This is a genomic window from Mycobacterium senriense (assembly GCF_019668465.1).
GTDB classification, from domain to species: Bacteria; Actinomycetota; Actinomycetes; order Mycobacteriales; family Mycobacteriaceae; genus Mycobacterium; species Mycobacterium senriense.
Map to the genome: position 1 here is coordinate 1,278,994 of NZ_AP024828.1, position 26,165 is coordinate 1,305,158.

Consider the following 26,165-nt stretch of genomic DNA (forward strand, 5'->3'; position numbering starts at 1 on the left):
TTCATCTGCGTATCGGGCTGGTGTTGCTCGCTATGCTCTCGCCCACACAATTAAGGAATTGGTGGCGTTAACTACAGGTTATCGTGAGGACCTTGTCGGGTGAGTCTCGGGCAGGTATAAGCCTTCTCACAACAACGATTCAGAAGCTCACGACTGGTCGCCATCTTCGCTCCTCGAAGCGGGTTTTTCGGTCTCGTCACCGGCGTCGTCTTCGGAGTGACTTTCGCCTTCTCGTATACCCGGTTCTCCCAGTTCTGCACGCACGGCCGCCAGGGCCGCCGTCACCGCGGGCATCTCCCGATCGCGTGCCGCCGAGGCCCGCGCGGCAGCCAGGGCGTGCTCGCGCAGTTCGGTGTCGATGACGCCCACCGAGGCGGACAATTCCGCGTTCTCGGCCTCGTCCTGGGCCAGCAGCGCCTTGCTCAACACCGACTCGGCGACCAGCACCCGGGTGGCGACCAGCTCCTCGGCGACCGACTGCAGCGAGGCCGTGACGTCGCTCGCCCAGCGGTCCAGCAGCGCCCGATCGTGCAGCAGCGCACGGAGGTTGATCACCATGAAGGTGAGCCCCAGCGAGATCGCCACGCATGCCAGTGCCGCGACGACGGCCAGCGCGGGATTCAGCCGCGAGGCCAGGCCGCTCATCAGCCGGCTCAGCGTCAGCGCCACCCCCAAGCCGAATCCGACGCCGAGCAGGACCGTCAGCCACGTTTCCTGGCGCCGCGATTTCAGCGGCGGCGGGGAGACGTCCACCGCCGGCAGTTGCTCGACCGGCGGCAGCTCCATCGGCACATCCATCGCCTGCGCCACCTCGGCCAGTTGCGCGTCGGTGCTTTCGCTGACCTCGGCGACCACCCCGTCCAGCTGGTCACGAGTGACCGCCTCGAAGCCGGACATATTGCGCCGCGACAAACCCGCCGCGTACTCCTGCAGTTCGGTGCGCACGGCCGCGCACCGGTTACGGGCCGAGTGCGACAGCGCGACCCGAGCCTGCTGGATTTGACTGCGCAGCATGATGGTGCGCTCGCTTTTCGCCTGACGCCGCTGCTGCAACGCGGCGCTGCGCTCCTCGCGCAGCGCCTCGACCCGAGCCCGCCGACCCGACCCCTCGACCTCGCGGTCAAACCGCCGCGCCACCGTCTGCAGGCGAGATTCCCACGCCCGCAACCGGTTTCGCCGGGCAAGATCGGGGTCTTCGAGTTGCGCCGAGACGGTGTCGACCAGGTCGTCGACTTCGGGGTCGCCCAGGTCGGGCAGGGCCGCCGCACCCACCCAGGGCGCCCGGCCGTAGCGGGCCGCGTGCGCGCCCAGCACGTCGCAGTTGGCGGCGACGATGTCGCGCCAGTTGAGATGCACGTCGACCTTGGACACCACACCGACGACCGCATCGGTGTGCTCGGTCGCGGCGTCCAGCAGGGCACAGTCCGACGGCGTCAGGTTGGCCGCCGCGGAAACGACGAACACCACGACCGTCGGCACCTCGCCCGGCCCCAGGTCCGTCGACTCCACGAATTTGTGTTGCGGCAGCCGCTTCCGCAGGGCGTCGGCCACCGCCGTGACCCCGGCCATCCACGGACCGGTCACCAGTACCACGTCGCGGCGCTGAATCGCCGGCGGATCCAGCCCCGGCCCGGCAGCCGCCACCAGGGCGTCCACCGCGGCGACGGGATCGTCGCCCGTCTCGCCGCTCACCAGGATTCCCCCGGCAGCGAGCCGCACGCCTGCGACCACAGCCGCAGCGATCCGCGCGCGATGTCGGCGCCGCAGGCGCGGTGCAGTTCGGTGGCGGACGCGCGGCTGTAGCGCTGCCACCGGACCGCCCGCGGCAGGTGCCCGGACGGGTCGCGATGCGCGTCGAGGGGTCGCGGGTTGCCCGGCTCCAGTCCGGCTGCCTCGGCCAGGTCGACGGCGGCCGCCATGCGGGCGACGACGGTGTCGTCGCGGGACAGGAACCCGCTGATGCGCTCGGCGAGCGTGCCGCCCCCGGCGGCCAGTGCCTCGAGCTCGGCGACGGCGTCCAGCACCCGCTGATAGCGCGCCTCGGCGCCCAGCGCGCCGATTTTGGCCAGGACGGCGTCGACGCCGCTCATCCGGTGCAGCAGGGTCAGCACCTGGGCGGGGGTCCGGCCATGCCGGAGCGCGGCGACCGCCAGCGCGGTGCCGAACAGGTGGAGGGTGCCGAGCAGGCGCTGCCGCACCTCGGTCGGCACAGGGGCGTCGGCGGCCAGGAATGCGGCGAAGGAGCCGTCGAAGCGCGCGGTGCCGGGGTGAGCGGCGAGTGCGGACAGCGCCGTCCACTGGGCGCTGTCCAAATCGTCGAGCGCGGCGACGGCGAGCAGACCCGTCATCGGTTCCATGGGCACGCCGATCAGCGCCGCGAACTCCGTGCACCTGGCGCGCGCCGCCGCGACCGGACTGTCGCCGCCCCGGCCGGACAGCGAGCCGGCCAGGTCGGCCTTGTTCAGCACGGCCAGCACCGGGCGCCCGGCCGCTGAGGCCTGGGCGATGGCCTGGGTGTCCTCGGGCTTGACCACCTCCGTGATCACGTAGACCACCGCGTCGACGGCGCGCTCGGTCGCCGGGCTGTCGACCGAGATGCCCGCCGCGCGTCCCGCGCCGTCCAGGGCGCGGCGCACGGTGCGGCAGCCGACCCCCCGGCGGCCGCGCACAACCACGCGCAGGGGCGCGGCGGACCGCCGCGCGATCGCCGTCAGGCGCGGGTCGACGTGGCCGGCGGCGAAGCGCGCCAGCTCGTCGACGAAACTCTGGTGTCCTTGTCCCCTCATATCCCGCCTGTTCGGTCTGGATGACCCCATGCCCGGCCGGCGTCGCCGCTACCGGAGGCAGCGCCGGGCCCGAGCAGTCCCACCGAATGGTGGCACCCACGTCACCAAGAAGCGAGCCACCGTTAATGAGTTACCAGGTGGAGGCAACTGTTGGGTATCAATCCGGACCAGGGGCGGCTACATCCGAGGTTTATAGGCCACCATGGACAAATGCATCCGCAGCGCGGGGTGGCGATGTCTGCCGACACGCCGACCGAGGGTTCGGACCGCCCCGACCAGCGCTATCTCCCGGCCACGGCGTTCCGATCGCGACGATCGGCCCTGTCCGATGCCCAGCGCCAGACCTGGGAACGGCGCTGGCCCGAGCTCGGCTTGTCGGTGGGCGCCGCAACCGACGAACCCGACAGCTCCGAACCCACCCTGGACACCCGCGCCTGGTTCGGGCGACAGGCACCGGTGATACTCGAAATCGGTTGTGGCAGTGGCATATCCACGCTGGCGATGGCCAAAGATGAACCCGGTATCGATGTGGTCGCGGTGGAGATCTACCGGCGCGGGCTGGCGCAGCTGCTGTGCGCGATCGACCGCGACAACGTCAACAACATCCGGCTGATCCGCGGCAATGCCCTGGATGTCCTGCAACGCCTCATCGCGCCGGGTTCGTTGACCGGCGTACGCGTCTTCTTTCCCGATCCGTGGCCGAAGGCGCGGCACCACAAACGCCGGTTCCTGCAGCCGGGCACGATTGGCTTGATAGCCGACCGGCTACTCCCTGGTGGTGTCCTGCACGTTGCGACGGACCACGCCGGCTACGCCGAGCACATCGCCGAGGTCGGCGCGGGCGAACCCCGGCTGCACCCGGCCGATCCCGACAGTGCGCTGCCGATCTCGACCGCGCGCCCGACCACCAAGTACGAGACGAAGGCTCAAGAAGCGGGCAGCGCCGTCACCGAATTCATTTGGCTTAGACGATGAGTAGGCGATGAGTATGAGCCTGACCGAAGAGACCGCGGCGGGGGCCGAACCCGTCGCGCCACCGGCCGTGCTGACCGGCGACGAACTGGGCGGCTTCTCTCCCCCGGGTGGACGCGTGCTGTTGGTGTGGGACGCCCCGAACCTGGACATGGGGCTGGGCTCCATCCTGGGCCGCCGCCCGACAGCCCTGGAACGGCCGCGGTTCGACGCCCTAGGCCGCTGGTTGCTGGCGCGCACGGCCGAGGTCAGCGCCGCTCGCCCCGGAGTCGTGGTGGAACCCGAGGCCACGGTGTTCACCAACATCGCGCCGGGCAGCGCCGACGTCGTCCGGCCGTGGGTGGACGCGCTCCGTAACGTGGGGTTCGCGGTCTTCGCCAAGCCGAAGATCGACGAGGACAGCGACGTCGACCGCGACATGCTGGCCCACATCGAACTGCGGCGCACCGAGGGGTTGGCGGCGCTGGTGGTGGCCTCCGCCGACGGTCAGGCGTTTCGTCACCCGCTGGAAGACATCGCACGAAGCGGGGTCGGCGTCCAGGTGATCGGATTTCGCGAACACGCGAGTTGGGCGCTAGCGTCGGATACCTTGGACTTCGTTGATCTGGAGGATATCGCTGGTGTCTTCCGGGAACCGTTGCCGCGGATCGGCCTAGATTCGCTGCCTGACCAGGGTGCGTGGCTGCAGCCGTTCCGGCCGCTGTCCGCGCTGCTGACCGCGCGTGTGTGACACTGGAAAACCAATGCGCGGGTCGTTAACGATCCAGTAAGGAGCTTGCGTGTTCGCCTGGTGGGGTCGAACTGTGTACCGATACCGGTACATCGTGATCGGGGTCACGGTAGCTCTGTGTCTGCTGGGCGGCGTCTTCGGAATCAGCCTGGGCAAGCATGTTACACAGAGCGGCTTCTACGACGACGGCAGCCAATCGGTCAAGGCCTCGGTGCTGGGCGACAAGACGTACGGCCGGGACCGGACCAGTCACGTGGTCGCCACCTTCACGGCTCCCAACGGTCAGACGGTCAACGATGCGGCGTGGCGGGACAAGGTCGTCGCCGAGCTCAACAAGTTCAAGACCGACCACCCCGATCAGGTCGTCGGCTGGGCCGGCTGGTTGGCCGCTCCCGACAGCACCAACCCGGTCATCAAGGGAATGGTCAGCGATGACAAGAAGCACACCTTCGTCTCCATCCCGCTGAAGGGCGACGACGACGACAGCATTCTCAATAACTACAAGGCCATCGCGCCGGGTCTGCAGAAGCTCAACGGCGGCGCGGTGGAACTCGCCGGCCTGGAGCCGATCGCCAACGCCCTGACCGGCACCATCGCCACCGACCAGCGCCGCATGGAGGTCCTGGCGGTGCCGCTGGTGGCGGTGGTGCTGTTCCTGGTCTTCGGCGGCGCGATAGCCGCCGGCCTGCCGGCCATCGTGGGTGGCCTGAGCATCGCGGGCTCGCTGGGCATCCTGCGCCTGGTCGCCGTGTTCGGGCCGGTGCACTTCTTCGCTCAGCCGGTGGTCTCGCTGATCGGCCTGGGTATCGCCATCGACTACGGGCTTTTCGTGGTGAGCCGGTTCCGGGAGGAGATAGCCGAGGGCTACGACACCGAGGCCGCGGTGCGAAGAACCGTGATGACGGCCGGGCGCACCGTGACCTTCTCCGCGGTGCTGATCATCGCGTCCAGCGCCAGCCTGCTGGTGCTGCCGCAGGGCTTCGTGCATTCGCTCACCTACGCGATCTTCGCCGCCGTGGGACTTGCCGCCTTGCTGTCGATCACGTTCCTGCCGGCGTGCCTGGCCATCCTCGGCCGCCACGTCGACGCGCTGGGCGTGCGGACCGCGTTCCGGGTGCCATTCCTACGGAACTGGAAGTGGTCGCGCGCCTATCTGAACTGGCTGGCCGACCGGCTGCAGAAGACCAAGACCCGTGAAGAGGTCGAGGCCGGCTTCTGGGGCAAGCTCGTCAACTCGGTGATGAAGCGACCGCTGGCGTTCGCCATTCCGATCGCCGTCGGAATGATCCTGCTGGTCATTCCGCTGGGCAACCTGTCGTTCGGCGGCATGAGCGAGAAGTACCTGCCGCCGGACAACCCGGTGCGCCTGGCGCAGGAGCACTTCGACAAGCAATTCCCCGGCTACCGAACCGAGCAGCTGACGGTGGTGATCCAGAGCAGCAACGGCAGCAAGGTCACCGACCAGCAGGTGGCCGACATCCGCAACCGGATTTCCCCGATCGGCGGGTTCACCGACAAGCAGTGGCAGGAGCGGCCGTGTCCGGCCATCGCCGGTAACCCGTGCGTCGCCGGCCCGAACGGGACGACGGTGCCCAAGGACGGCTCGGTGCGGGTGATCCAGAACGGCCTGGTCAACAAAAACGACGCCGCCAAGAAGATCGCCGAACTGCGGTCCGTGAATCCGCCGAAGGGGCTGAACCTCTATGTCGGCGGCACGCCGGCCCTGGAACAGGACAGCATCCACAGCCTGTTCGATAAAGCCCCGCTGATGCTGGTGCTGCTGCTGGGCGCGACCATGCTGTTGATGTTCCTGGCGTTTGGATCGGTGGTGTTGCCGGTCAAGGCGGCAGTGATGAGTGCGCTGACGCTGGGATCCACGATGGGCATCCTGACCTGGATCTTCGTCGACGGGCACCTATCGGGCGTGCTGAACTTCACCCCGACCCCGCTGATGGTGGTGGTCATCGCGCTGGTCGTCGCCGTCGGATTCGGTCTGGCCACCGACTACGAGGTGTTCCTGGTCTCGCGCATGGTCGAGGCGCGCGAACGCGGCATGTCCACGGCCGAGGCCATCCGGATCGGGACGGCGACCACCGGACGCCTGATCACGGCGGCCGCGCTGGTGCTGGCGGTGGTCGCCGGTTCGTTCGTGTTCTCCGACCTGGTGTTGATGAAGTATCTGGCCTTCGGTCTTATGGCGGCGCTGCTGCTGGACGCCACCGTGGTCCGGATGTTCCTGGTGCCGTCGGTGATGAAGTTGCTCGGCGACGACTGCTGGTGGGCGCCGCGCTGGGCCCGGCGCCTGCAGAACAAGATCGGCCTCGGCGAGATCGACCTGCCCGACGAGCGCAAGCGGCCCACGCTCAACGGCCGGCCCGCGCGGCCGCCGGTGGCGGCCAGCCTGGTCGCCGCCGCGCCGCGGCCCCCGCACGACCCGACGCACCCCGGAGCGCTGGATCCGGCGCGGCCCGCGCGGCCGGGCCCCCACGGACCCGCGGCCCGCGCAGGAACCGGCCGCGAGCACCACGCGCATCCCGGCCCGGCCCAGCCAGCCGACCGAAGCCAAGACGACGCGCTTCGCCGCCCAGGGCGCGCCCGGCCACGACCGGCCGGCCGACCCGCGTCCCGCCAGTCCCGCGCCGCAGCCTCCGCAGCGACCCCCGGGGCCGGGTCCGGCGGCACCGCCGTCCGGTGATCAGACGCGGGCCATCCCGGTTCCCGGCAACCGGTCCGACGACGACGGCGACGGCGACGCCGCCGTACCCACCACCGCCCTGCCCAAGATGCGCCCGGGCGGCAACGACCCCAAAGCGGCCACCGACCAGGTGAACGCGCACGAACAGGATGAGAACGGCGACCCGGCGCGGCAACGCCGGCGCTCCGGCGGCGGCCTGTCGGCCCAGGATCTGCTGCGCCGCGAGGGACGGCTGTAACCAGGCTCCCGCGCGTCGCTGAAAGCCCCGAAAGGCTTGAGCCTCAGGCGGATTCGTCCTGAGGCTGGTCGGGCTCGGCCTGCAGGATCGCGTTCTTCTCGTCCGTCTCCTCGATTTGTTTCTCGGCTTCGGCGGACGGATCGCGCGCCAACAGCACCTGGATCGCGTTGTTCAGGAACGCGACCGTGGGTACGGCCAGCAGGGCGCCGACGATCCCGGCGAGCACGCCGCCGGTGGAGATGGCGAGCACCACCCCGAGCGGGTGAATGGAGACCGCACGTCCCATCACCAGCGGTTGCAGCAGATGGGCCTCGATCTGGTTGACCGCGATCAGCAGGCCCAGCGTGATCAAGGCGTACACGATGCCTTTGGCCAGCAGCGCGACCACCACAGCCACCAGGCCCGAGATCAGGGCACCGACCAGCGGGATGAACGCGCCCAGGAAAACCACGGATGACAGCGGCAGCGCGAGCGGGACGCTCATGATGGCCAGACCGGTGCCGACGCCTGCGGCGTCGGTCAGGGCCACCAGGAAGGTGGCCCGCACGTAGCCGATCAGCGACCCGTATCCGGCGTTGCCGGCTTCGTGCACCCGGCCACGGACGTCCGACGGGATGATCTGCACGACGTACTTCCAGATGTTGCGCCCGCCGTAGAGGAAGAAGATCAACGTGAACAGCACCAGCACCGCCGCGGTGACCAGCTCGGTGACGGTGGCCGCGGTGGAGAGCGCGCCGCTGGTCAGCTTCGCCTGATTGTTATGCAACGCCTCGATGGCGGCGTTGCCCGCGCTGTCGATCTGTTCGTTGCGCAGGTGCGCGGGCCCGTTGATGAGCCAGCGGCGCGTCGACTCGATGCTCTGCGTCACCTGTTCGGTCAGGCCGGGCAGGCCGTCGATGAACTGCAGGATGACGAACGCAAGGATGCCGCCCAGGATCGCGAAGCCACCCAGCAGCACCAGGGCCACCGCGCCGCCGCGGGGCAGGCCCCGCTTGTCCAGCCAGTCGACCACCGGCACCAGCAGGGCGCTCAGCAGCAGCGCGACCAGCACCGGGACGACGATGATTTCAAGTTTCTGCACCACCCACAACAGGGCGAGCACGGCGATCAGGATGACCAGCAAGCGCCAGGCCCAGGCGGCGGTCTTGCGGACGAGGGGTTCGACCGACGCGTCGTCGGCGTTTGCTGACATTTAGCCAGCCTATCCGCCGCGGCGCGCTGCCAAACGTGCCTCGGAGCCGCCTCGAGGGTTGCTGCGCGTCGGCGGGAGCCATCGCCGTCGGCACGATCCGGTTACGACCCCAGAACGTCCGAGACACGGTACGCGGTGCGCAGCGATCGTGGCGCCACCTGCACCGTTACCCTAAATCACGTGCCGCACGACGCACCCGCCCGCAATCTCGACTTCCCGCGCGAAGAAACCCCGCGCGGGAAGTACTGGTGGGTGCGCTGGGTGATCCTCGCCGCGGTAGCCATCGTGCTTGCCGTCGAGGTTTCGCTGGGCTGGCATCAGCTGGCCAAAGCCTGGATGAGCCTGTACGAGGCGAACTGGTGGTGGTTGCTCGCATCCGTGGCGGCAGCAGCCGCGTCGATGCACAGCTTTGCTCAGATCCAGCGCACGTTGCTCAGGTCGGCCGGCGTGCACGTCAAGCAGTTGCGCTCCGAGGCCGCGTTCTATGCCGCCAATTCGCTGAGCACCACGCTGCCGGGCGGACCCGTGCTGTCGGCGACCTTCCTGTTCCGGCAGCAGCGGCTGTGGGGTGCCTCGACCGTGGTGGCGTCGTGGCAGTTGGTGATGTCGGGCGTGCTGCAGGCGGTGGGTTTGGCCTTGCTCGGCCTCGGCGGCGCCTTCCTGCTGGGCGCGAAGAACAACCCGTTCTCGCTGCTGTTCACCCTCGGCGGCTTCGTCGCGCTGCTGCTGCTGGCCCAGGCCGTCGCGTCCCGGCCGGAGCTGATTGACGGCATCGGCAGCCGGGTGCTGGCATGGGTCAACTCGGTGCGCGGCAGGCCGGCGGACACCGGTCTGGACAAGTGGCGCGAGACGCTGATGCAGCTGGAATCGGTGAGCCTGGGCCGGCGCGACCTGGGGGTGGCGTTCGGCTGGTCGATGTTCAACTGGATCGCCGACGTCGCCTGCCTGGGCTTCGCCGCCTACGCCGCCGGGGACCACGCCTCGGTGGCCGGGTTGACGGTGGCCTACGCGGCCGCCCGCGCGGTCGGCACGATTCCGCTGATGCCCGGCGGCCTGTTGATCGTCGAGGCGGTGCTGGTGCCCGGCCTGGTGTCCAGCGGGATGTCGCTGCCCAACGCGATTTCGGCCATGCTGATCTACCGGCTGATCAGCTGGTTGCTCATCTCCGCAATCGGCTGGGTGGTGTTCTTCTTCGTGTTCCGCACCGAGAACATCGCCGACTCCGACGAGGACCCGATCACGGGTCCGCTCCCGATCGTGCCGCTGCAGGGCGACTCCGCGGCAGACCCGACCGAAACCGCGCTGCAGGGGCCGTTGCCCCCCGACCGGAATCCGGCGGATCGCAATCCAGAGAAAGACGGCCGGGCCTAGTGGCGATCGCGAGGGCGGCGTAGCCGCGCGAAGCGGGTCGCCACCATCGGGCCTAGTGGCGATCGCGAGGGCGGCGTAGCCGGGCGAAGCGGGTCGCCACCATCGGGCCTAGCCGACGGTGTTGCCGCGCGACGGGCCCGGCAGCGGGTTGGTCGCCGTGGGCGGCGCCGGCTGCGGTACGGCGGCCGGGGCGCCGCCGGTGGTCCCGCCCAGCGGCGAAGCGCCCGCGGGGTTCCCGGGCAGCGCGGGCAGCCCACCGGCCGCGCCCTGCGCCTGCTGCATCAGGCCCATCGCCTGCGGGATCGAGATCGGCAACTTGCACTGCAGCGACAGGTTGGTCAGCGGCTGGGCGATCGACGTCATGTCACCGGCGACCTTGGGGTTCGCCTCAAAGTAGGACTTCAGCCCGTTCACCGACTGCGGCCCCGCCTGCTGCTGCAGCATCGAGGTCATCGTCTGGTTGGTCTCCGGGTGCGAATCCAGGTAGTCACCCATCGACTTGGAGACCGAGCCGATCGTCCGGGCGACCTCACTGGCCGCGCACGGGTCGTTGGCGCCGGTCGCCGGGGCTCCGGCGAGCACCGCGACGGCCACACCGGGCACCGTGGCGGCGATCAGCCCGGCGAAGATAATGCGACCCCGTCCAGCGGTGGCTCTCGTCATGGACAACTCCTTAGGAGCTTGCGACGACCGTCGATCGGCGGCTCGCAAACGACTGCGATAAGAACGGCCCCACGCGACGAAGGCGTCCCCCGAATCCCCGGGGCCTCGGGCCATCGGACATCCTGCCACCGCCGATATCACCCCTGCCAGTCCGAACGAAGGCCGGGACGGGATATGTGACCGAAATCCCGGTTGGTCACCGGTTCACAACGTCTTCGCAGCGTCTTGGCAACAACGCCGTCGCCGCAGCTCAGGAACCAGATAAGCCCACATAATCCACAGGCTGCTGCGGTATCGTCGCCAGCACGCGTTAGCAAGAAGCGGGGGACGACAAAATCCAGCAGTTAATGATGCGCCTCAGCCGCAGCCTGCGTAAGTACCGCTGGTTGGTCTTCGCAGGCTGGTTGCTGGCATTGGTTCCGGCGGTCTACCTGGCGCTGACGCAGTCGGGCAACCTCACCGGCGGTGGGTTCGACGTGGCCGGATCGCAGTCGCTGGCGGTGCATGACCAGCTCGAGGATCTGTACCACGACCAGGGCGGATCGTCGCTGGCGCTGGTGGCCGCCCCCCGGCCCGACGCCAGCTACCAGGACATGAACGACGCCGTCGCGCAGCTGCGACAGATCGCCACCGGCATCCCCGGCACCACCGAGATCCCAAACCCCGCCCAGCGGCCCCCGCAGCCCGACCGGCCCTACGTGCTGTCGGTGCGGCTGGATTCGCGCAACACCAGCGACGTCGCCAAGCAGCTCCGCACCAAGGTCGGCATCAAGGGCGACCAGCCCGGCCAGACCGCGAACGGTCGCGTCCGGCTCTACGTCATCGGGCAGGGCGCGCTGTCCGCCGCCGCGGCCGCCAACACCAAGCACGACATCGCCGCCGCCGAGAAGTGGAACCTGCCGGTCATCCTGATCGTGCTGCTCGCGGTGTTCGGGTCGCTGGCCGCCGCCGCCATCCCCTTGGCCCTCGGCATCTGCACGGTCGTGGTCACCATGGGCCTGGTCTATCTGCTGTCCGCCTACACCACCATGTCGGTGTTCGTGACCTCGACGGTGTCCATGTTCGGGATCGCGCTGGCCGTCGACTATTCACTGTTCATCCTGATGCGATTCCGGGAGGAGCTGCGCACCGGGCGTCAGCCCCGCGACGCCGTCGACGCCGCGATGGCCACCTCCGGGCTGGCGGTGGTGCTGTCCGGCATGACGGTGATCGCCTCCCTCACCGGGATCTACGTGATCAACACCCCGGCGCTGAAGTCGATGGCCACCGGCGCCATCCTGGCCGTCGGGGTGGCCATGCTGACCTCGACGACCCTGACCCCGGCGGCCCTGGCGACATTCGGGCGGGCGGCCGCCAAGCGGTCGGGCTTCCTGCACTGGTCGCGACGACCCGAAAGCACCCAGTCCCGGTTCTGGAACCGCTGGATCGGCTGGGTGATGCGCCGGCCGTGGGTGGCCGCGCTGGCGGCATCGCTGGTGCTGCTCATGATGGCCGTCCCGGCGGCCTCGATGGTGCTGGGCAACAGCCTGCTGCGCCAGTTCGACTCGTCGCATGAGATCCGCGCCGGGGTGGGCGCCGCGGCCCAGGCCCTCGGTCCCGGCGCGCTGGGCCCCATCCGGGTGCTGATCAACTTCCCCGATGGCGGCGCGGCCTCCCCCGAACACAGCCACACCGTCGGGGCGATCCGCCAGCGGATGTCGCAGGCACCCAACATCGTCTCGGTGTCGCCGCCCCAGTTCGCCGAGGACAACGGCAGCGCGCTGCTGTCCGCGGTGCTGTCGGTGGACCCCGAGGACATGAAGGCCCGTGAGACCGTCGGCTGGATGCGCGCGCAGCTGCCCAAGATTCCCGAGGCGGGCACCGCACGCGTCGACGTCGGCGGCCCGACCGCGCTGATCAAGGACTTCGACGACCAGGTGTCGGCGACCGAGCCGCTGGTGCTGGCCATCGTCGCGGCGATCGCGTTCGTGATGCTGCTGGTCTCGGTCCACTCGGTGTTTCTGGCGCTCAAGGGCGTCCTGATGACGTTGCTGTCGGTCGCCGCCGCCTACGGCAGCCTGGTGATGGTGTTCCAGTGGGGGTGGCTGAAGGACCTCGGCTTCGCCCAGATCAGCTCGATCGACAGCACCGTTCCCCCGCTGGTGCTCGCGATGACCTTCGGGTTGTCGATGGACTACGAGATCTTCCTGCTCACCCGCATCCGGGAGCGCTTCCTGCATTCCGGCAACACCCGCGACGCGGTGGCCTACGGCGTGAGCACCAGCGCCCGCACCATCACCAGCGCCGCGCTGATCATGATCGCGGTGTTCGTCGGCTTCGCGTTCGCCGGCATGCCGCTGGTGGCCGAGATCGGCGTGGCGTGCGCGGTCGCGATCGCGGTGGACGCCACCGTGGTGCGGCTGGTGATGGTGCCGGCGCTGATGGCGATGTTCGCCCAGTGGAACTGGTGGCTGCCGCCGTGGCTGTCCAGGGTGCTGCCGTCGGTCGACTTCGACCGGCCACTGCCCGAGGTCGACTTGGGCGACGTGGTGGTCATCCCCGACGACATCTCGGCGCTGGTGGCGCCCAACGCCGACCTGCGGATGGTGCTCAAGTCCGCCGCGAAGCTCAAGCACCTGGCGCCCGACGCCATCTGCGTCACCGATCCGCTCGCCTTCACCGGCTGTGGCCGCAACGCCGCGCAGGCGTCGCCGGGCCCGGACGAGGATCAGACCCGCGGCCTGGGACCCGCGCAGATCCCCCACCAGGTTGCCCTCAACGAGGAGAAGGTCAGCGTCGGCGTCGGCGCCGGCAACAAGAAGCCCGGCACCAACGGCCACACCAACGGTTCCCTGGCGGCCAAGAAGCTGGTCGGCGGCCTGACCTCGCGCAACGGCATCGCCAAGGCCATCGTGGGGGCGGACCGGCCCGTTCACCCGGTGACGCTGTGGCGGGGACGCCTGTCGGTCGCGATCGACGCGCTGGAAAGCGACACCGCCGCGGGCGACGGACCGAGCTACGAGCGGCGCAGCCCCGTGGAGACCACTAACGTGCAGCTGCCCACCGGCGACCGGCTGCTGGTCCCGACCGGCGCCGAGACCCTGCGGCTGAAGGGCTACCTGATCATGTGCCGTAACAGTCGGCGCGACTATGCCGATTTTGCAGACATGGTCGATGCGTTGGAGCCGGAGACCGCCGCGGTGGTGCTGGCCGGAATGGACAGGTATTACTGTTGTAAATCATCTAGGCAGCAGTGGATTGCCACCCAGTTGGTCCGTCGACTCGCAGATCCTGACCCCCGCGATTACCCGGAAGATCAGGGATCGGAAGCCGACGCTAACGCGGACTGGGAGGGAATAAGGCAACGCTGCCTGGCCGTGGCCGTAGCGATGCTGGAGGAGGCGAGGTGACGTTGGCACCCGACCGACGCCCCGCACCGCCGCCCCGCCCGCCGGGCCCCGAACAGCGGCCACGCGGCAACGGACCGTCCGGGTCCTTCCAGGACCCGGACCAGCCGGTGGAATTCTGGCCGACCGCGGCCATCCGGTCCGCGCTGCAGGGTGGTGACATCGCGACCTGGAAGCGCATCGCCGGAGCGCTGAAGCGCGACCCGTACGGGCGGACCGCCCGCCAGGTCGAGGAGGTCCTCGAAGGCACCCGGCCGTACGGCATCGCCAAGGCGTTGTGGGAGGTGCTCGAGCGGGCCCGCACCCACCTGGAGTCCAACGAGCGCGCCGAGGTGGCGCGTCACGTGCGGCTCCTGATCGAACGGTCGGGTCTGGACCCGCAGGAGTTCGCGTCCCGCATCGGGGTCACGGCCGAGGAGTTGGGCAGCTACCTCGACGGCAGCACCAGCCCGACGGCCGCGCTGATGATCCGGATCCGGCGGTTGTCGGACCGGTTCGTCAAGGTGAAGGCCGCTCGGTCCGCCGAAGCCAACTGATCAGGGCTACCTGACCGGCAGCACGTCGGCGACCAGCCAGTCGCTGCCCCGCTTGGTCAGCGTCACGCGCAGCGCCGGCGCCGCCTGACTGGGCGGCTGTCCGGGGGTGTTCTGGGTGACCCGCAGGATCACCGCCACACTGGCCGCCGTCGGTCCGAGGGCCTCGACTCCGGCCGACACCGTGGTGGCCTGCGCCGTGACGTTGTGCTGGGCCAGCTCGGCGCTGGACTTGCTGTACTGCTCCTTGAACGCGGCCGCATGCTCCGGGACGATCATCGCCGTGGCCCGGTCGATGGAGCCGGTCGGCGCGGTGGGGCTGAACGACGCCATCGCCTCCGCCATGCCGGTCGCGGTCGCAACGACCTGGTGCGAGTTGTTGGTGAAGTCGTTGTCGGCCCTCGTCCAGTGCGTGTAGCCGGTCGCCACGGCCGTGGTCAGCGCCGCGGTGCACAGCAGCACGACGGCCAGCCGCAGCCCCGGGGCGTCGTCGTCGGTGCCGACGCTGACCGAGTCGCGACGCAGCAGCCAGAAGTTGATCGCCACGCCTTCGACGATCAGCAGGATCAGCACCGAGCACGCCGACACCCACCACAGCGGCCAGCCCAGCACCAGCCCGATGGCCAGCAGGGCCGCGATCGCGGCCAGCGGGGCCAGGATGTCGAAGGCGAATAACCGCCAGATGTTCCTCATCGGGTCCTCACCTGATCGAAGCCAATCCGGAGATCATCTGCTTGCCGTCCACGTCGGAGACGTCCAGCCGCAGGTTCCAGTGCACGGTTTGCGGCTTGGCGCCGACGTTTTCGCTGACCGACGTGGCGATCACCATCACCGAGTCGGTTCGGCTCGCGAACGGCGGCAGCTTGGTGGTGACCACCGGCCTCGAGACGCCGGGCTGGCTGTCCAAATCATGGTGCACGGTTTCGATCGCCACCGCCTCGAGCCGCCCGGCGCTCTTGGACTGCAGCTTCTCCACGACCGCCTTGTATGGCTGCACGGCGGCGTCGAAGTCGGTGTTGAGCTCGCCGACCGTCCCGTCGTGCAGCCGCTGCAGGCTGGCGTCGACGTTGCCGCTGTTCATGTTGATCAACACGTTCGCCCAATCCGCGGCGGTCTGCATGGCGCGGCTGAGGTAGCCGCGCTCCGCGACCTGGTCGCGGTGGCCGGACCAGATGATGAAGCCGAGCACCACCGCGGCCACCGACAACACCCCGAGCACCGCCGACGCGATGCCGTAATGGGAAAAGACTTCGGCGCTCTCGGACTCGTCGTCGTCGACGTCGGTCGAGTCGTCGTCGGGGGCGACGTCAACGGAATCTTCTTCGGTAGGTGGCTCGGTTCGGTCGCCCTCGGACATGGCCCGATCGTTGCACCCGGGGAAGATGGAAGGATGGCGGGGTGACGAATACGGCCATCCGCTCGGGCATCGACCTGAGCTTTGTCGACGAAAGCATCCGCCCCCAAGACGACCTGTTCGGTCACGTCAACGGCCGCTGGCTGGCCGAATACGAGATACCGGCGGACCGGGCCACCGACGGCGCCTTCCGCCAGCTCTATGACCGCGCCGAAGAACAGGTGCGCGACCTGATCGTGGAGGCCAGCCGGCAGGGTTCGGGCGCTGCTGACGACGACGCGCAGCGCATCGGCGACCTGTACGCCAGCTTCCTGGACGAGGACACCGTGCAGCGCCGCGGCGTGCGGCCGCTGCTGGACGAGATGACGGTGATCGACGATGCCGCCGACGCCGACGCGCTGGCCCGCGCCATCGGTGCGCTGCAGCGCACCGGCGCGGGCGGCGGCGTCGGGGTGTACGTGGACACCGACGCCAAGAACTCGGCCCGCTATCTGGTGCACTTCACCCAGTCCGGGCTAGGGCTGCCCGACGAGTCCTACTACCGCGAGGAGCGGCACGCCGAGGTGCTGGAGGCCTATCCCGCGCACATCGCGCGGATGTTCGGCCTGGTGTTCGGCGGGGAGCCGGCCGACCACGTCCAGACCGCCGACCGCATCGTCGCGCTGGAGACCCGGCTGGCCGAGGCGCATTGGGATGTGGTCAAGCGCCGCGACGCCGACCTCACCTACAACCTGCGCACGTTCGCCGAGCTTCGCGACGAGTCGGTGGGCTTCGACTGGGCCGGCTGGGCCGGCGGGCTCGGCGCTGACCCCGATGCCCTCGCGGAAGTGATTGTGTGCCAACCGGATTACCTGCGCACCTTCGCCGAGTTGTGGCGCAGCGAGGACCTCGAGGTGTGGAAGAGCTGGGCGCGGTGGCGACTGATCCGCGCGCGGGCCGCCCTGCTGACCGACGAGCTGGTGTCCGCGGACTTCGACTTCTACGGCCGGCGGCTGACCGGCACCGAGCAGATCCGGGACCGGTGGAAGCGCGCGGTGTCGCTGGTGGAGAACCTGATGGGCGACGCCGTCGGAAAGCTGTATGTGCAGCGTCATTTCCCGCCCGAAGCGAAGGCCCACATCGACGAGCTGGTCGCGAACCTACGTGCGGCGTACCGGATGAGCATCAGCGACCTGGACTGGATGACACCGCAGACCCGGGAACGGGCGCTGACCAAGCTGGAGAAGTTCACCGCCAAGGTCGGCTACCCGTCCAAGTGGCGGGACTACTCCTCGCTGGTGATCGACCGCGACGACCTGTACGGCAACTACCAGCGCGGCTACGCGGTCAACCACGACCGTGAGCTGGCCAAGCTCGGCGGGCCGGTGGACAAAGACGAGTGGTTCATGACGCCGCAGACGGTCAACGCCTACTACAACCCGGGGATGAACGAAATCGTCTTCCCGGCAGCAATTTTGCAGCCGCCGTTCTTCGACGCCGAGGCCGACGACGCGGCCAACTACGGCGGCATCGGCGCGGTGATCGGCCATGAGATCGGCCACGGCTTCGACGACCAGGGCGCCAAGTACGACGGCGACGGCAACCTGGTCGACTGGTGGACCGACGCCGATCGGACCGAATTCGGCGCCCGCACAAAGGCTCTCATCGAGCAGTACGACGCCTACACGCCGCGCGGCCTGGCCGGTGACCATCACGTCAACGGCGCATTCACCGTCGGGGAGAACATCGGCGACCTGGGCGGCTTGTCGATCGCGCTGCTGGCCTACCAGTTGTCGCTGAACGGCCAGCCCGCCCCGGTGATCGACGGCCTCACCGGTGTGCAGCGGGTGTTCTACGGCTGGGCCCAGGTGTGGCGCACCAAATCCCGTGACGCGGAGGTTATCCGGCGCCTGGCGGTGGATCCGCATTCGCCCCCGGAGTTCCGCTGCAACGGCGTGCTGCGCAACATGGACGCGTTCTACGACGCCTTCGACGGTGCCGACTCCGGTGCGCTGTTCTTGGAACCGGACCGCCGGGTCAAGATCTGGAACTGACGCCGCTGGCCAAGGGGGCGGGCTCGATGCGTGCGGGCACGTGCTTGTGCCACGGCGTGCCGGCGTAAGGATCGCGCCACTCGGTCGAGGTGAGCACGTTCGGGGCGACACCGGGGGTGACGGTGCGTCCCTCGCCGTCGACGTAATCGAGCCCAAAACCGTTGGGCAGGGCGGCATGCCCGGCCATCATCGTCTCGGTGATCTCGATGGTGGCCTCGGCGCTCCCGGCCGCGGTGCTGATGCGCGCCCGGTCTCCCGCGACGAGTCCGAGGGTCTGGGCATCCTCGACGCTGATCCGCAGCGCGCCCTCGGCGTCGCGTTTGCGCCAGGTCGGGTCGCGGAAGATGTCGTTGGCGGTGTAGGCGCGCCGCTCCCCCACCGACAGCACGATCGGAAATTCCGGCGTGGTGAGCTGGGGCGGAACCCGGGACAGCGTCTTCAATTCGTCCAGCATCGACGGGATTTCGAGCGCGATCTTGTGGTCGGAGTGGCTGATCAGCGTGAAGTCGTCCTCGTAGTTGTGCACGGTGAACGTCACGCCCGACGGGGTGTCCAGGATCGCGTCGAACAGGGCGTTGCCGTCGGCGTGTCCGGCGCGCCGCACCGCGTCCGGATAACCCATGGCGGTCTTTTGGGCAAGGCCCCACAGGGCGGCCGCACCGCGTAACCCTTCCGGTAGGGTCGGCCCGAGTGTTTCGTACAGCACGTACGGAAGTAGTTGCGCCACGCTCGGATTGGCCATGGCACCGAGGAACGCCTCGGTGTAGGCCTGCCGACCGTTTCGTGCGGCTTCGTGTAGTGGTCGCAAATCCGCGTCGTCCAGGACGCCGAGCGCCCGCACCAGCCGTGCCCAGATTTCGGGCTCGGCCAGGGTTCCCGGCAGGGGCGCCATCAATGGGCGGCGCAGATGAAAGGTGTTGTGCGGGAATTCCAGATTGAAGAAGGTGGCTTCCGGCTTCTCGAATTGGGACGCCGCGGGCAGCACATAGTGGGCTAGCCTGGCGGTCTCGGTCATCGCGACGTCGATGACCACCATCAGTTCCAGGGCTCGAAAGGCCTCCCGGCAGGCGGCCGAGTTGGCCAGCGAGTGTGCGGGATTGCTACTTTCCACGATCATGGCCCGGAAGCGATCCGGGTGGTCGGTCAGGATTTCCTCGGGCACCACGTTGCTGGGCACCAGCCCTGAGATGATCGGGGCGCCGGTGACCGGTGTGCGCCCGGAGAACTGGCCGAACAGCGGGGCGAACGACGAATGTAGGTGCTGCCCGCCTTTTTTCGCGAAATTGCCGGTCAGGATCCACAACAACTTGTTCAGGTAGGAGCACAGCGTGCTGTTGGGCGCCTGTTGCACGCCGAGGTCTTCGAACACCGAGACGCTGGCGGCCGTGCCGATGCGCCACGCGGCGGCGCGCAGCAACTCCTGGTCGACCCCGCAATGCGCGGCGTAGTCGGCCACCGGAACCTCGCGCAGCGCGGCCCGGACGGCATCCGCGCCGCGCACGTGCTCGCCGAGAAAGGTTTCGTTGCACAGGTTTTCCTGGACGAGGATGGCGGCCAGTGCGGCCAGGCACCATGCGTCGGTGCCGGGTCGCACCCGCAGGTGGAAGTCGGACATCTTGGCGGTGTCGGTGACCACCGGATCGATGACGATCATCGCGCGGGCCGGATCCTTGGCGATCTCGTTGAGCACCACCCTGGCTCGCGGAAAACTCTGCGACATCCACGGGTTCTTCCCGACGAACACCGCGACCTCGGCGTGCTCGAATTCACCCCTGGTGTGACCTCCGTAGAGGTGCCCGTCCACCCAGGCCTCGCCGGTCTTCTCCTGCGCCAGCGCATTCGAGCGGTAGCGCGACCCCAATGCCTTCAAGAAGGCGCCGCTGTATGCCCCGCCCAGGTGGTTGCCCTGACCGCCGCCGCCGTAGTAGAAGATCTTGTCGCCGCCGTAGCTGTCGCGAATGTGTTTGAAACCCTCGGCGATCTCGACGATCGCCGTGTCCCAATCGATCTCCTCGTAGCTGCCGTCGGCGCGGCGGCGCAGCGGGGAGGTCAGCCGGGCGCCGCTGTTCTGATAGTGGTCCAGCCGCAACGCCTTATTGCAGGTATAGCCCTGCGAGGCCGGGTGCGCCTTATCACCGCGGATGCGGGTCAGCCGGCGGTCTTCGACCTGGACGACGATGCCGCAGTTGCATTCACACAGGATGCACGCGCTGGATTGCCATTCACCGGTCATCGTGGGTTTCCTTTCCGAGCGCCTGACCAGACGACGCCGCCGCCAGCAGGTCGCGCAGCTGGCGATGGACGACGTCGAGGGGCATCAGGTCGCGTCGCACCCGCGCGAGCACGATCGCACCCTCGAGCGAGGTGGTGGCCATCACCGCCAATTCACGCGCCCGCTCCGGCGCAATCCCGTCGGCGATGAACCGTGCGGCGATCAGGTCCGTCCATCGGTCGAAGACCGCCGCGGCGCGTTCGATCACCATGCGTTCGGCGTCGTGGTGCTCGCCCGCTTCAACCGAGACGGCCACGATGGGGCAGCCCGCGCGAAAGTCGCTGTCGAGGAGCTGGCGACGGTACTTGTCGATCAACGTGTCCAGCAGTTGCCGGCCGTCGTCGGCGCCGGTGATGACGGCGGCGACGTGCTCGCCGGCGTAGTCGACGGCCTCGCAGAGCAGCTGGGTGCGACCGCCGGGAAAGTAGTGGTAGGCCGATCCGCGGGGCGCACCGCTGTGCTCGAGCACATCGGAGATCGCGGTGGCGCGCGCCCCGCGCTCCCGAATCAGCAGCGCGGCAGAAACGACCATCCGCTCGCGTGGACCACGCATCGCAGCTCCTCGGCTCTTCTCGTTATGTATGATGCTATATATAATCGACCGGCAAGCGAAAGCCCCCTTTTCGCGGATCGCACGGTCGCTCAGCGCCTCGAGGGGCTCACCGACGCGAAATCGCCCATCCCCGAGAGGAAATGGGCGATTCTGCGTGAGTAATGCGGGTCAGTTCAGCCAGTCGGCGGACCCGTCGTTCTTCTTGTAGTTGCCCCCGCTGGAGTTCTTCACCACGATCGGGTCGCCCGGACCGAAGTTGTCGAAGAACCACTTGGCGTTGGCGGGGCTGATGTTGATGCACCCGTGGCTGACGTCGCGCTTGCCCTGGTCATCCACCGACCACGGCGCGCTGTGCACGTAGTCGCCGACGTTGTCGAAGCGGACCGCGTCCTCCACCGTCACCTTGTAGCCGTAGGTCGAGTTGACCGGCACCCCGTAGGTCGAGGAGTCCATCACCACCGACGCCTTCTTGTCCTGCACGTAATAGATGCCGTTGGGGGTTTGGTGATTGCCCGACGTCATGCCCATCGACATCGGGAAGGTCTTCTCCACGGTGCCGTTGCGGGTGACGGTCAGCTGATGAGTCGCGTCGTCGGCCGTGGCGATCAGCGAGTCGCCGGTCTGAAAGGTGGACACGGTACCGCCGGCGTCGACGGTTACCGCGGTGTGCGCGGGCCAGTAATTGATTGGGCGCCAGCGCAGCTGGGTCGGGGTCATCCAGTAGAACTTGCCCGGCACCGGCGGGACCGACGAGACGTGCACGGCGCCGATCGCCGCGTCGGCGTTCTCGACCGTTCCGGGGAAGTTGATGATGATCGGCTGGGCCACACCCACGGTCGAGCCGCCCTTGGGGACGAACGACGGCGGCCCGAACGGGGCCGTGCCGGTGAACGGCGTGTTGTTCTGCCCATCGGCCGGGGCCGCGGCGGGCTGCGCACCCGGGGGAAGCCAGGGCGGCGGTGCCAGCGGGTTGGGCGGCGGCGGGGCCGCCAGCGGGTCGGGCGGCGGCGGGGGGCGCCAGCGGGTCGGGTGGCGGCGGCGGTCCGGGCGGGGGCCGCGACCGCGCCAGGGTCAGCGGGCGCCGGGTCCGGATCCGCCAGCGCGGGAGCCGCACTCAGCACCAGCACCAAGCCCATGACGGACGCCAAGCCGGCGGCGTTCAGAGTGGCGAAGAGGCCCTTCTTGGTACCGGCCCTCGTCCAGCCCGACATATGCATACCTCCACTCGTGTTCTCGACACAGTGTGGCATAGGGGCCGCGCCAGCTACCGTCACCGCCGGTTGCCCGCGCCCGGAAAGGGCGCCGATTACCGGGCTGATCTGGGCGGATATGAATCGGGTGAGCTTGTCGGAGCAACGTCGAGCATCCGCCGGTTGGCCACGATCCCGATGAGCGCGACGGCCATCAGGGCTGCCGAAGCGGTCAGCATCATCGTGACGCTGCGCTCGTAGAACAGGCCGCCGGCCAGCGAGCCGGCCATGATGCCGACCTGGAAAGCGGTCACGTAGAGCCCCGACGCCCCGTCGGGGTCGTCGGCCCCGTTGCGCATCGCCGCGGATTGCATCATCGGGGAGACCGCCGTGGCCATCGCCCCCCACAGCACGATGGCGGCGGTCCCGATCAGCGCGGTGGCCACGCCCGTCCTACCACCCAGTGCCAGCCCGGTCAGCACCACGAAGGCCGACGTCAGGCCCGTGATGCACAGGATGATGGCGCCCTTGGGCCGGTGGTCCAGCGGCCGCGCCACCAGCGGCAACGACAGCAGGCCGGCCAGCCCGTAGGCGGCCAGCACGAAGGCGAGGTTCGGCCCGCGCACGCCCAGGACGTTGCGGATCAGCTCGACGATGTAGGTGTAGGACACGAAGTGGCCGGTGACCGCGATCATCGCCAGCACGCTCACCAGGATCAGCCGCGGGTTGCGGTGGTGTCGTGACCGCGGACCGACGTGGGCGAGCTGGTTCTCGGTGAGCATCATCTCCGGCAGCATCAGCCGGGCTGCGAGGGTGACGACGGCGGCCGCGACGGTGACGCAGACGACGGCCAGGCGCCAGCCCCACATCAGGCTCAGCGCGGCGGTCAGCGGGCTGCCCACCACCAGCGCGAGGCTGGTGCCGACGTAGATCGACATGGTGGCGCGTCCGGCATGGCTCGGCGGCACCAGCCGGGTCGCGATCGGCGCGATGACCGCCCACAGCAGGCCGTGGGTGACCGCGCAGAGCACGCGCCCGGCGGCCAGCACCGAGAAACTGGGCGCCAGCGCCGAGATGACCTGCGAGGCGGTGAGGCAGGTCAGGCTGAGCATGAGCGTGCGGCGCCGCGGCCAATGCGCCGTCCAGCGCACCAGCGGAAACGTCGTCAGGGCCGCCACGAAGGCGTACCAGGTCAACAGCGTTCCCACCGCAAACAGGCTGACGTGCAGGTCGCGGGCGATGGCCGGCAGCGCGCCGACCGGCAGAATCTCGGCGGTGACGTAGGTGAAGGCCGCGGCGGCCAGCACAGCCAACTGAGCCGCGATGCGTGGAGTCCACGTTCGCGCGGCGGCGTTGGTTTCGGCAGTCATGGCGTCTGTATCGGCCGGACTACCCATCTCCTGGGTTGTCGCGCCTAATGCGATCACACTGCCTTACCGTACGGACCGCAACTACGCCTCCCCCTGAATCAGGGCCGGGACACCGGTCTCAACTACATCACCGATGAAGAACGAAATCAGGAACGAACCAGGCGTGCGATCGCGGCGGAGGCTTCGGCAAGCTTGGCTTGGGCCCTTTCCGGGGCCTCCGGCCCCTCCTCGGCAACCGCGCGGGTGACGCAGTGGCTCAGGTGCTCGTCGAGCAGGTTCAAGGCGACCGAACGCAGCGCGCTGTTGACCGCGCTGACCTGCGTGAGGACGTCGATGCAGTACTTGTCCTCCTCGATCATCCGTGCGATGCCCCGCACCTGGCCCTCGATGCGCCGCAGCCGTTTGGCGTAGTTGTCCTTCTGCTGCGAGTACCCGTGGTCGTTCGTCATCTGTCTCCCCTGCCAATCGCCCGCCCTGCGGCGGCATCACGCCGAACTCCAGCTTATACCCCGTCGGGGTATCACCCCGGAAATTGGCATCGCGACTGGCCAGCGCATACTTGAACGATGCCCACCACCGATTCGGCCGGAACCGCCGACATCAAGCCGCGTAGTCGTGACGTCACCGACGGCCTGGAGAAGGCCGCCGCCCGGGGCATGCTGCGGGCCGTAGGCATGGGCGACGAGGACTTCGCCAAGCCGCAGATCGGCGTCGCGTCGTCGTGGAACGAGATCACGCCGTGCAACCTCTCGCTGGACCGGCTCGCCAAAGCGGTCAAGGAGGGCGTGTTCTCGGCCGGCGGTTACCCGCTGGAGTTCGGCACCATCTCGGTGTCCGACGGCATCTCGATGGGCCACGAGGGGATGCACTTCTCGCTGGTGTCGCGCGAGGTGATCGCCGACAGCGTCGAGACGGTGATGCAGGCCGAACGCCTGGACGGCTCGGTGCTGCTGGCCGGCTGCGACAAGTCGCTGCCCGGCATGCTGATGGCCGCCGCCCGGCTGGACCTGGCCTCGGTGTTCCTCTACGCGGGCTCGATCCTGCCCGGGGTCGCCAAGCTGTCCGACGGCACCGAGCGCGAGGTCACCATCATCGACGCGTTCGAGGCGGTGGGCGCCTGCGCCCGGGGTCTGATGCCGCGCGAAGACGTCGACGCCATCGAGCGCGCGATCTGTCCCGGCGAGGGCGCGTGCGGCGGCATGTACACGGCCAACACGATGGCCAGCGCCGCCGAGGCGCTCGGGATGTCGTTGCCGGGCAGCGCGGCGCCGCCGGCGACCGACCGCCGCCGCGACGGGTTCGCGCGGCGCAGCGGTGCGGCCGTCGTCGAACTGCTGCGGCGCGGCATCACGGCCCGCGACATCCTCACCAAGGAGGCGTTCGAGAACGCGATCGCCGTGGTGATGGCGTTCGGCGGCTCGACCAACGCGGTGCTGCACCTGCTGGCCATCGCCCACGAGGCCGGCGTCGCGCTGTCGCTCGACGATTTCAGCCGGATCGGGTCGAAGGTCCCGCACCTGGCCGACGTCAAGCCGTTCGGCCGCCACGTCATGTCCCACGTCGACCACATCGGCGGCGTGCCGGTGGTGATGAAGGCGCTGCTGGACGCCGGGCTGCTGCGCGGCGACTGCCTGACGGTGACCGGTGCGACGGTGGCCGAGAACCTGGCCGCGATCGCCCCGCCCGACCCGGACGGCAAGGTGCTGCGCGCGCTGAGCAATCCCATTCACCCGACCGGCGGGATCACCATCCTGCGCGGATCGCTGGCGCCCGAGGGTGCGGTGGTCAAGTCGGCGGGATTCGATTCCGACGTGTTCGAGGGCACCGCAAGGGTTTTCGACGGCGAGCGGGCCGCACTGGACGCTTTGGAGGACGGCACCATCACCAAGGGCGACGCGGTGGTGATCCGCTACGAAGGACCCAAGGGCGGCCCCGGCATGCGCGAAATGCTGGCCATCACGGGGGCCATCAAGGGCGCCGGTCTGGGCAAAGACGTGCTGCTGCTCACCGACGGCCGCTTCTCCGGCGGGACGACCGGCCTGTGCGTCGGCCACATCGCGCCCGAGGCGGTCGACGCCGGACCGATCGCGTTCCTGCGCGACGGTGACCGGATCCGCCTGGACGTGGCCAACCATGTGCTCGACGTGCTGACCGATCCGGCCGAATTCGAGGTTCGGCGCAAGGATTTCACCCCGCCGGAGCCGCGCTACAAGACCGGCGTGCTGGCCAAGTACGTGAAGCTGGTCAGCTCGGCCGCCATCGGCGCGGTCTGCGGCTGATCGCCGTCCCGGGCCGGCCCGATGGGGTTCGGGGCGGGCGAACTGCCTTGCGACCTAACCGAGTTGGCGATCAGGTGTGGGTGTCCGTCGCGCGGGTGCGCATGCCGAAGTAGGTCGCGTTGAAGCCCAGGAACGCCAACAACGCACCCGCAACGACATTCGACCAGGTCATGCCGGTGGTCATCACGACGCCCGGCAGGATCCACGTCGAGACGATGACCCACAGCCCCAGCACCGGCAGCGTCCAGGTCATGCCGTGCGCGCGATCGAGCGTCGTCGCGAACCCGTAGGCCAGGAACGCCGCCGCGATCCCGACGATCAGGTCGGACGTGGCAAGCGATGCCGTGCCGCTGAATCCGACGATCCACGGCGAAGCGGCCACGTACAGGCCCGTCAGCAGGGCCAGACCGAACGTGACATGCGCGCTCATCGACTCGGCCACGCGCTCGTAACGCGCACGCAGAGCCAACAAATCGGGGTGGTGATCGATTGATGAATGGACTGTACTCATTTTGTGACCTTTCTGTTATGCGGCAAGCCTTTTGAGC

Annotated in this window: 20 protein-coding genes and 1 pseudogene; 9 read left to right on the forward strand and 12 right to left on the reverse strand. The window is 68.9% G+C overall.

Annotated elements, in window-relative coordinates; translation table 11 throughout:
* Positions 1 to 147: 147 nt before the first annotated feature.
* The gene (locus MTY59_RS06115) at positions 148 to 1,692 is read right to left on the reverse strand and encodes a hypothetical protein (RefSeq protein WP_221044881.1); all 1,545 of its coding nucleotides are present in this window, start codon (positions 1,690 to 1,692) and stop codon (positions 148 to 150) included.
* Positions 1,689 to 2,786: a hypothetical protein gene (locus MTY59_RS06120; RefSeq protein WP_221044882.1), complete on the reverse strand. Its 1,098-nt coding sequence runs from the start codon at positions 2,784 to 2,786 to the stop codon at positions 1,689 to 1,691. The genes MTY59_RS06115 and MTY59_RS06120 overlap by 4 nt, the downstream gene beginning before the upstream one ends.
* Positions 2,787 to 2,978: 192 nt before the next feature.
* Here MTY59_RS06120 and trmB point away from each other — a divergent pair, with 192 nt between their 5' ends.
* The 4 genes from trmB (at position 2,979) to MTY59_RS28065 (ending at position 7,421) form a co-directional block, all read left to right on the forward strand.
* On the forward strand, positions 2,979 to 3,761 hold the full coding sequence (trmB, locus tag MTY59_RS06125; RefSeq protein ID WP_221046282.1) for a tRNA (guanosine(46)-N7)-methyltransferase TrmB: 783 nt from the start codon (positions 2,979 to 2,981) through the stop codon (positions 3,759 to 3,761).
* 13 nt (positions 3,762 to 3,774) lie between these two features.
* Positions 3,775 to 4,488: an NYN domain-containing protein gene (locus tag MTY59_RS06130; RefSeq protein ID WP_112635795.1), complete on the forward strand. Its 714-nt coding sequence runs from the start codon at positions 3,775 to 3,777 to the stop codon at positions 4,486 to 4,488.
* 49 nt (positions 4,489 to 4,537) lie between these two features.
* Entirely contained in the window at positions 4,538 to 7,183 is a 2,646-nt protein-coding gene (mmpL3, locus tag MTY59_RS06135; protein WP_488656280.1) for a trehalose monomycolate exporter MmpL3, read from the forward strand.
* Positions 7,184 to 7,271: 88 nt separating this feature from the next.
* Positions 7,272 to 7,421 (forward strand): hypothetical protein, encoded by a 150-nt coding sequence (locus tag MTY59_RS28065; RefSeq protein WP_488656281.1) that lies wholly within the window; start codon positions 7,272 to 7,274, stop codon positions 7,419 to 7,421.
* A gap of 43 nt (positions 7,422 to 7,464) precedes the next feature.
* Here MTY59_RS28065 and MTY59_RS06140 read toward each other — a convergent pair whose 3' ends face one another.
* Entirely contained in the window at positions 7,465 to 8,613 is a 1,149-nt protein-coding gene (locus tag MTY59_RS06140; RefSeq protein ID WP_221044883.1) for an AI-2E family transporter, read from the reverse strand.
* Positions 8,614 to 8,793: 180 nt separating this feature from the next.
* On the opposite strand from MTY59_RS06140, the gene MTY59_RS06145 reads away from it, so the two are divergent.
* Positions 8,794 to 9,984: a lysylphosphatidylglycerol synthase transmembrane domain-containing protein gene (locus MTY59_RS06145; protein ID WP_221044884.1), complete on the forward strand. Its 1,191-nt coding sequence runs from the start codon at positions 8,794 to 8,796 to the stop codon at positions 9,982 to 9,984.
* A 108-nt stretch (positions 9,985 to 10,092) separates the two neighbouring features.
* Here MTY59_RS06145 and MTY59_RS06150 read toward each other — a convergent pair whose 3' ends face one another.
* On the reverse strand, positions 10,093 to 10,647 hold the full coding sequence (locus MTY59_RS06150) for a hemophore (RefSeq protein ID WP_221044885.1): 555 nt from the start codon (positions 10,645 to 10,647) through the stop codon (positions 10,093 to 10,095).
* A gap of 347 nt (positions 10,648 to 10,994) precedes the next feature.
* Between MTY59_RS06150 and MTY59_RS06155 the strand changes: the two genes are divergently transcribed.
* Entirely contained in the window at positions 10,995 to 14,036 is a 3,042-nt protein-coding gene (locus MTY59_RS06155; protein WP_221044886.1) for an MMPL family transporter, read from the forward strand.
* Complete coding sequence (locus MTY59_RS06160; RefSeq protein WP_221044887.1) at positions 14,033 to 14,569, forward strand: XRE family transcriptional regulator; 537 nt, start codon at positions 14,033 to 14,035, stop codon at positions 14,567 to 14,569. The genes MTY59_RS06155 and MTY59_RS06160 overlap by 4 nt, the downstream gene beginning before the upstream one ends.
* 6 nt (positions 14,570 to 14,575) lie before the next feature.
* Here the strand turns inward: MTY59_RS06160 and MTY59_RS06165 are convergent, their stop codons facing one another.
* A complete protein-coding gene (locus MTY59_RS06165; RefSeq protein WP_221044888.1) occupies positions 14,576 to 15,259 on the reverse strand; it encodes a hypothetical protein in 684 nt (227 codons plus the stop codon).
* 7 nt (positions 15,260 to 15,266) lie between these two features.
* A complete protein-coding gene (locus MTY59_RS06170; RefSeq protein WP_221044889.1) occupies positions 15,267 to 15,923 on the reverse strand; it encodes a hypothetical protein in 657 nt (218 codons plus the stop codon).
* Between the two features lie 41 nt (positions 15,924 to 15,964).
* Between MTY59_RS06170 and MTY59_RS06175 the strand changes: the two genes are divergently transcribed.
* The gene (locus tag MTY59_RS06175) at positions 15,965 to 17,953 is read left to right on the forward strand and encodes a M13 family metallopeptidase (protein ID WP_221044890.1); all 1,989 of its coding nucleotides are present in this window, start codon (positions 15,965 to 15,967) and stop codon (positions 17,951 to 17,953) included.
* Here the strand turns inward: MTY59_RS06175 and MTY59_RS06180 are convergent.
* The 5 genes and pseudogenes from MTY59_RS06180 to ricR all read right to left on the reverse strand — a co-directional run bounded on the left by MTY59_RS06180 (position 17,937) and on the right by ricR (position 23,787).
* A complete protein-coding gene (locus MTY59_RS06180) occupies positions 17,937 to 20,186 on the reverse strand; it encodes a molybdopterin-dependent oxidoreductase (RefSeq protein ID WP_221044891.1) in 2,250 nt (749 codons plus the stop codon). The genes MTY59_RS06175 and MTY59_RS06180 overlap by 17 nt on opposite strands.
* Positions 20,176 to 20,778, reverse strand: a complete 603-nt coding sequence (locus MTY59_RS06185; RefSeq protein ID WP_221044892.1) for a TetR/AcrR family transcriptional regulator — start codon at positions 20,776 to 20,778, stop codon at positions 20,176 to 20,178. Before MTY59_RS06185 ends, MTY59_RS06180 begins: the two co-directional genes overlap by 11 nt.
* A gap of 168 nt (positions 20,779 to 20,946) precedes the next feature.
* Positions 20,947 to 21,989, reverse strand: a pseudogene (locus tag MTY59_RS06190) (L,D-transpeptidase).
* Positions 21,990 to 22,084: 95 nt separating this feature from the next.
* Positions 22,085 to 23,338 (reverse strand): MFS transporter, encoded by a 1,254-nt coding sequence (locus tag MTY59_RS06195; RefSeq protein ID WP_221044893.1) that lies wholly within the window; start codon positions 23,336 to 23,338, stop codon positions 22,085 to 22,087.
* 146 nt (positions 23,339 to 23,484) lie between these two features.
* The gene (ricR, locus tag MTY59_RS06200) at positions 23,485 to 23,787 is read right to left on the reverse strand and encodes a copper-sensing transcriptional repressor RicR (RefSeq protein WP_085291181.1); all 303 of its coding nucleotides are present in this window, start codon (positions 23,785 to 23,787) and stop codon (positions 23,485 to 23,487) included.
* Positions 23,788 to 23,904: 117 nt separating this feature from the next.
* On the opposite strand from ricR, the gene ilvD reads away from it, so the two are divergent.
* Entirely contained in the window at positions 23,905 to 25,617 is a 1,713-nt protein-coding gene (gene ilvD, locus MTY59_RS06205) for a dihydroxy-acid dehydratase (protein ID WP_221044894.1), read from the forward strand.
* 70 nt (positions 25,618 to 25,687) lie between these two features.
* Here the strand turns inward: ilvD and MTY59_RS06210 are convergent, their stop codons facing one another.
* Positions 25,688 to 26,128 (reverse strand): SPW repeat protein, encoded by a 441-nt coding sequence (locus tag MTY59_RS06210; RefSeq protein WP_221044895.1) that lies wholly within the window; start codon positions 26,126 to 26,128, stop codon positions 25,688 to 25,690.
* Positions 26,129 to 26,165: the final 37 nt, after the last annotated feature.

What these genes read in the sequence shown, in the direction of transcription:
- MTY59_RS06130 (WP_112635795.1), top strand. Translation starts at nt 3,775, where the DNA reads ATGAGCCTGACCGAAGAGACCGCGGCGGGGGCCGAACCCGTCGCGCCA.
- MTY59_RS06155 (WP_221044886.1), top strand. Translation starts at nt 10,995, where the DNA reads ATGATGCGCCTCAGCCGCAGCCTGCGTAAGTACCGCTGGTTGGTCTTC.
- MTY59_RS06210 (WP_221044895.1), bottom strand. Translation starts at nt 26,128, where the DNA reads ATGAGTACAGTCCATTCATCAATCGATCACCACCCCGATTTGTTGGCT.
- MTY59_RS06120 (WP_221044882.1), bottom strand. Translation starts at nt 2,786, where the DNA reads ATGAGGGGACAAGGACACCAGAGTTTCGTCGACGAGCTGGCGCGCTTC.
- MTY59_RS06165 (WP_221044888.1), bottom strand. Translation starts at nt 15,259, where the DNA reads ATGAGGAACATCTGGCGGTTATTCGCCTTCGACATCCTGGCCCCGCTG.
- MTY59_RS06150 (WP_221044885.1), bottom strand. Translation starts at nt 10,647, where the DNA reads ATGACGAGAGCCACCGCTGGACGGGGTCGCATTATCTTCGCCGGGCTG.
- MTY59_RS06170 (WP_221044889.1), bottom strand. Translation starts at nt 15,923, where the DNA reads ATGTCCGAGGGCGACCGAACCGAGCCACCTACCGAAGAAGATTCCGTT.
- MTY59_RS28065 (WP_488656281.1), top strand. Translation starts at nt 7,272, where the DNA reads ATGCGCCCGGGCGGCAACGACCCCAAAGCGGCCACCGACCAGGTGAAC.
- MTY59_RS06195 (WP_221044893.1), bottom strand. Translation starts at nt 23,338, where the DNA reads ATGACTGCCGAAACCAACGCCGCCGCGCGAACGTGGACTCCACGCATC.
- ricR (WP_085291181.1), bottom strand. Translation starts at nt 23,787, where the DNA reads ATGACGAACGACCACGGGTACTCGCAGCAGAAGGACAACTACGCCAAA.
- MTY59_RS06185 (WP_221044892.1), bottom strand. Translation starts at nt 20,778, where the DNA reads ATGCGTGGTCCACGCGAGCGGATGGTCGTTTCTGCCGCGCTGCTGATT.
- ilvD (WP_221044894.1), top strand. Translation starts at nt 23,905, where the DNA reads ATGCCCACCACCGATTCGGCCGGAACCGCCGACATCAAGCCGCGTAGT.
- MTY59_RS06180 (WP_221044891.1), bottom strand. Translation starts at nt 20,186, where the DNA reads ATGACCGGTGAATGGCAATCCAGCGCGTGCATCCTGTGTGAATGCAAC.
- MTY59_RS06140 (WP_221044883.1), bottom strand. Translation starts at nt 8,613, where the DNA reads ATGTCAGCAAACGCCGACGACGCGTCGGTCGAACCCCTCGTCCGCAAG.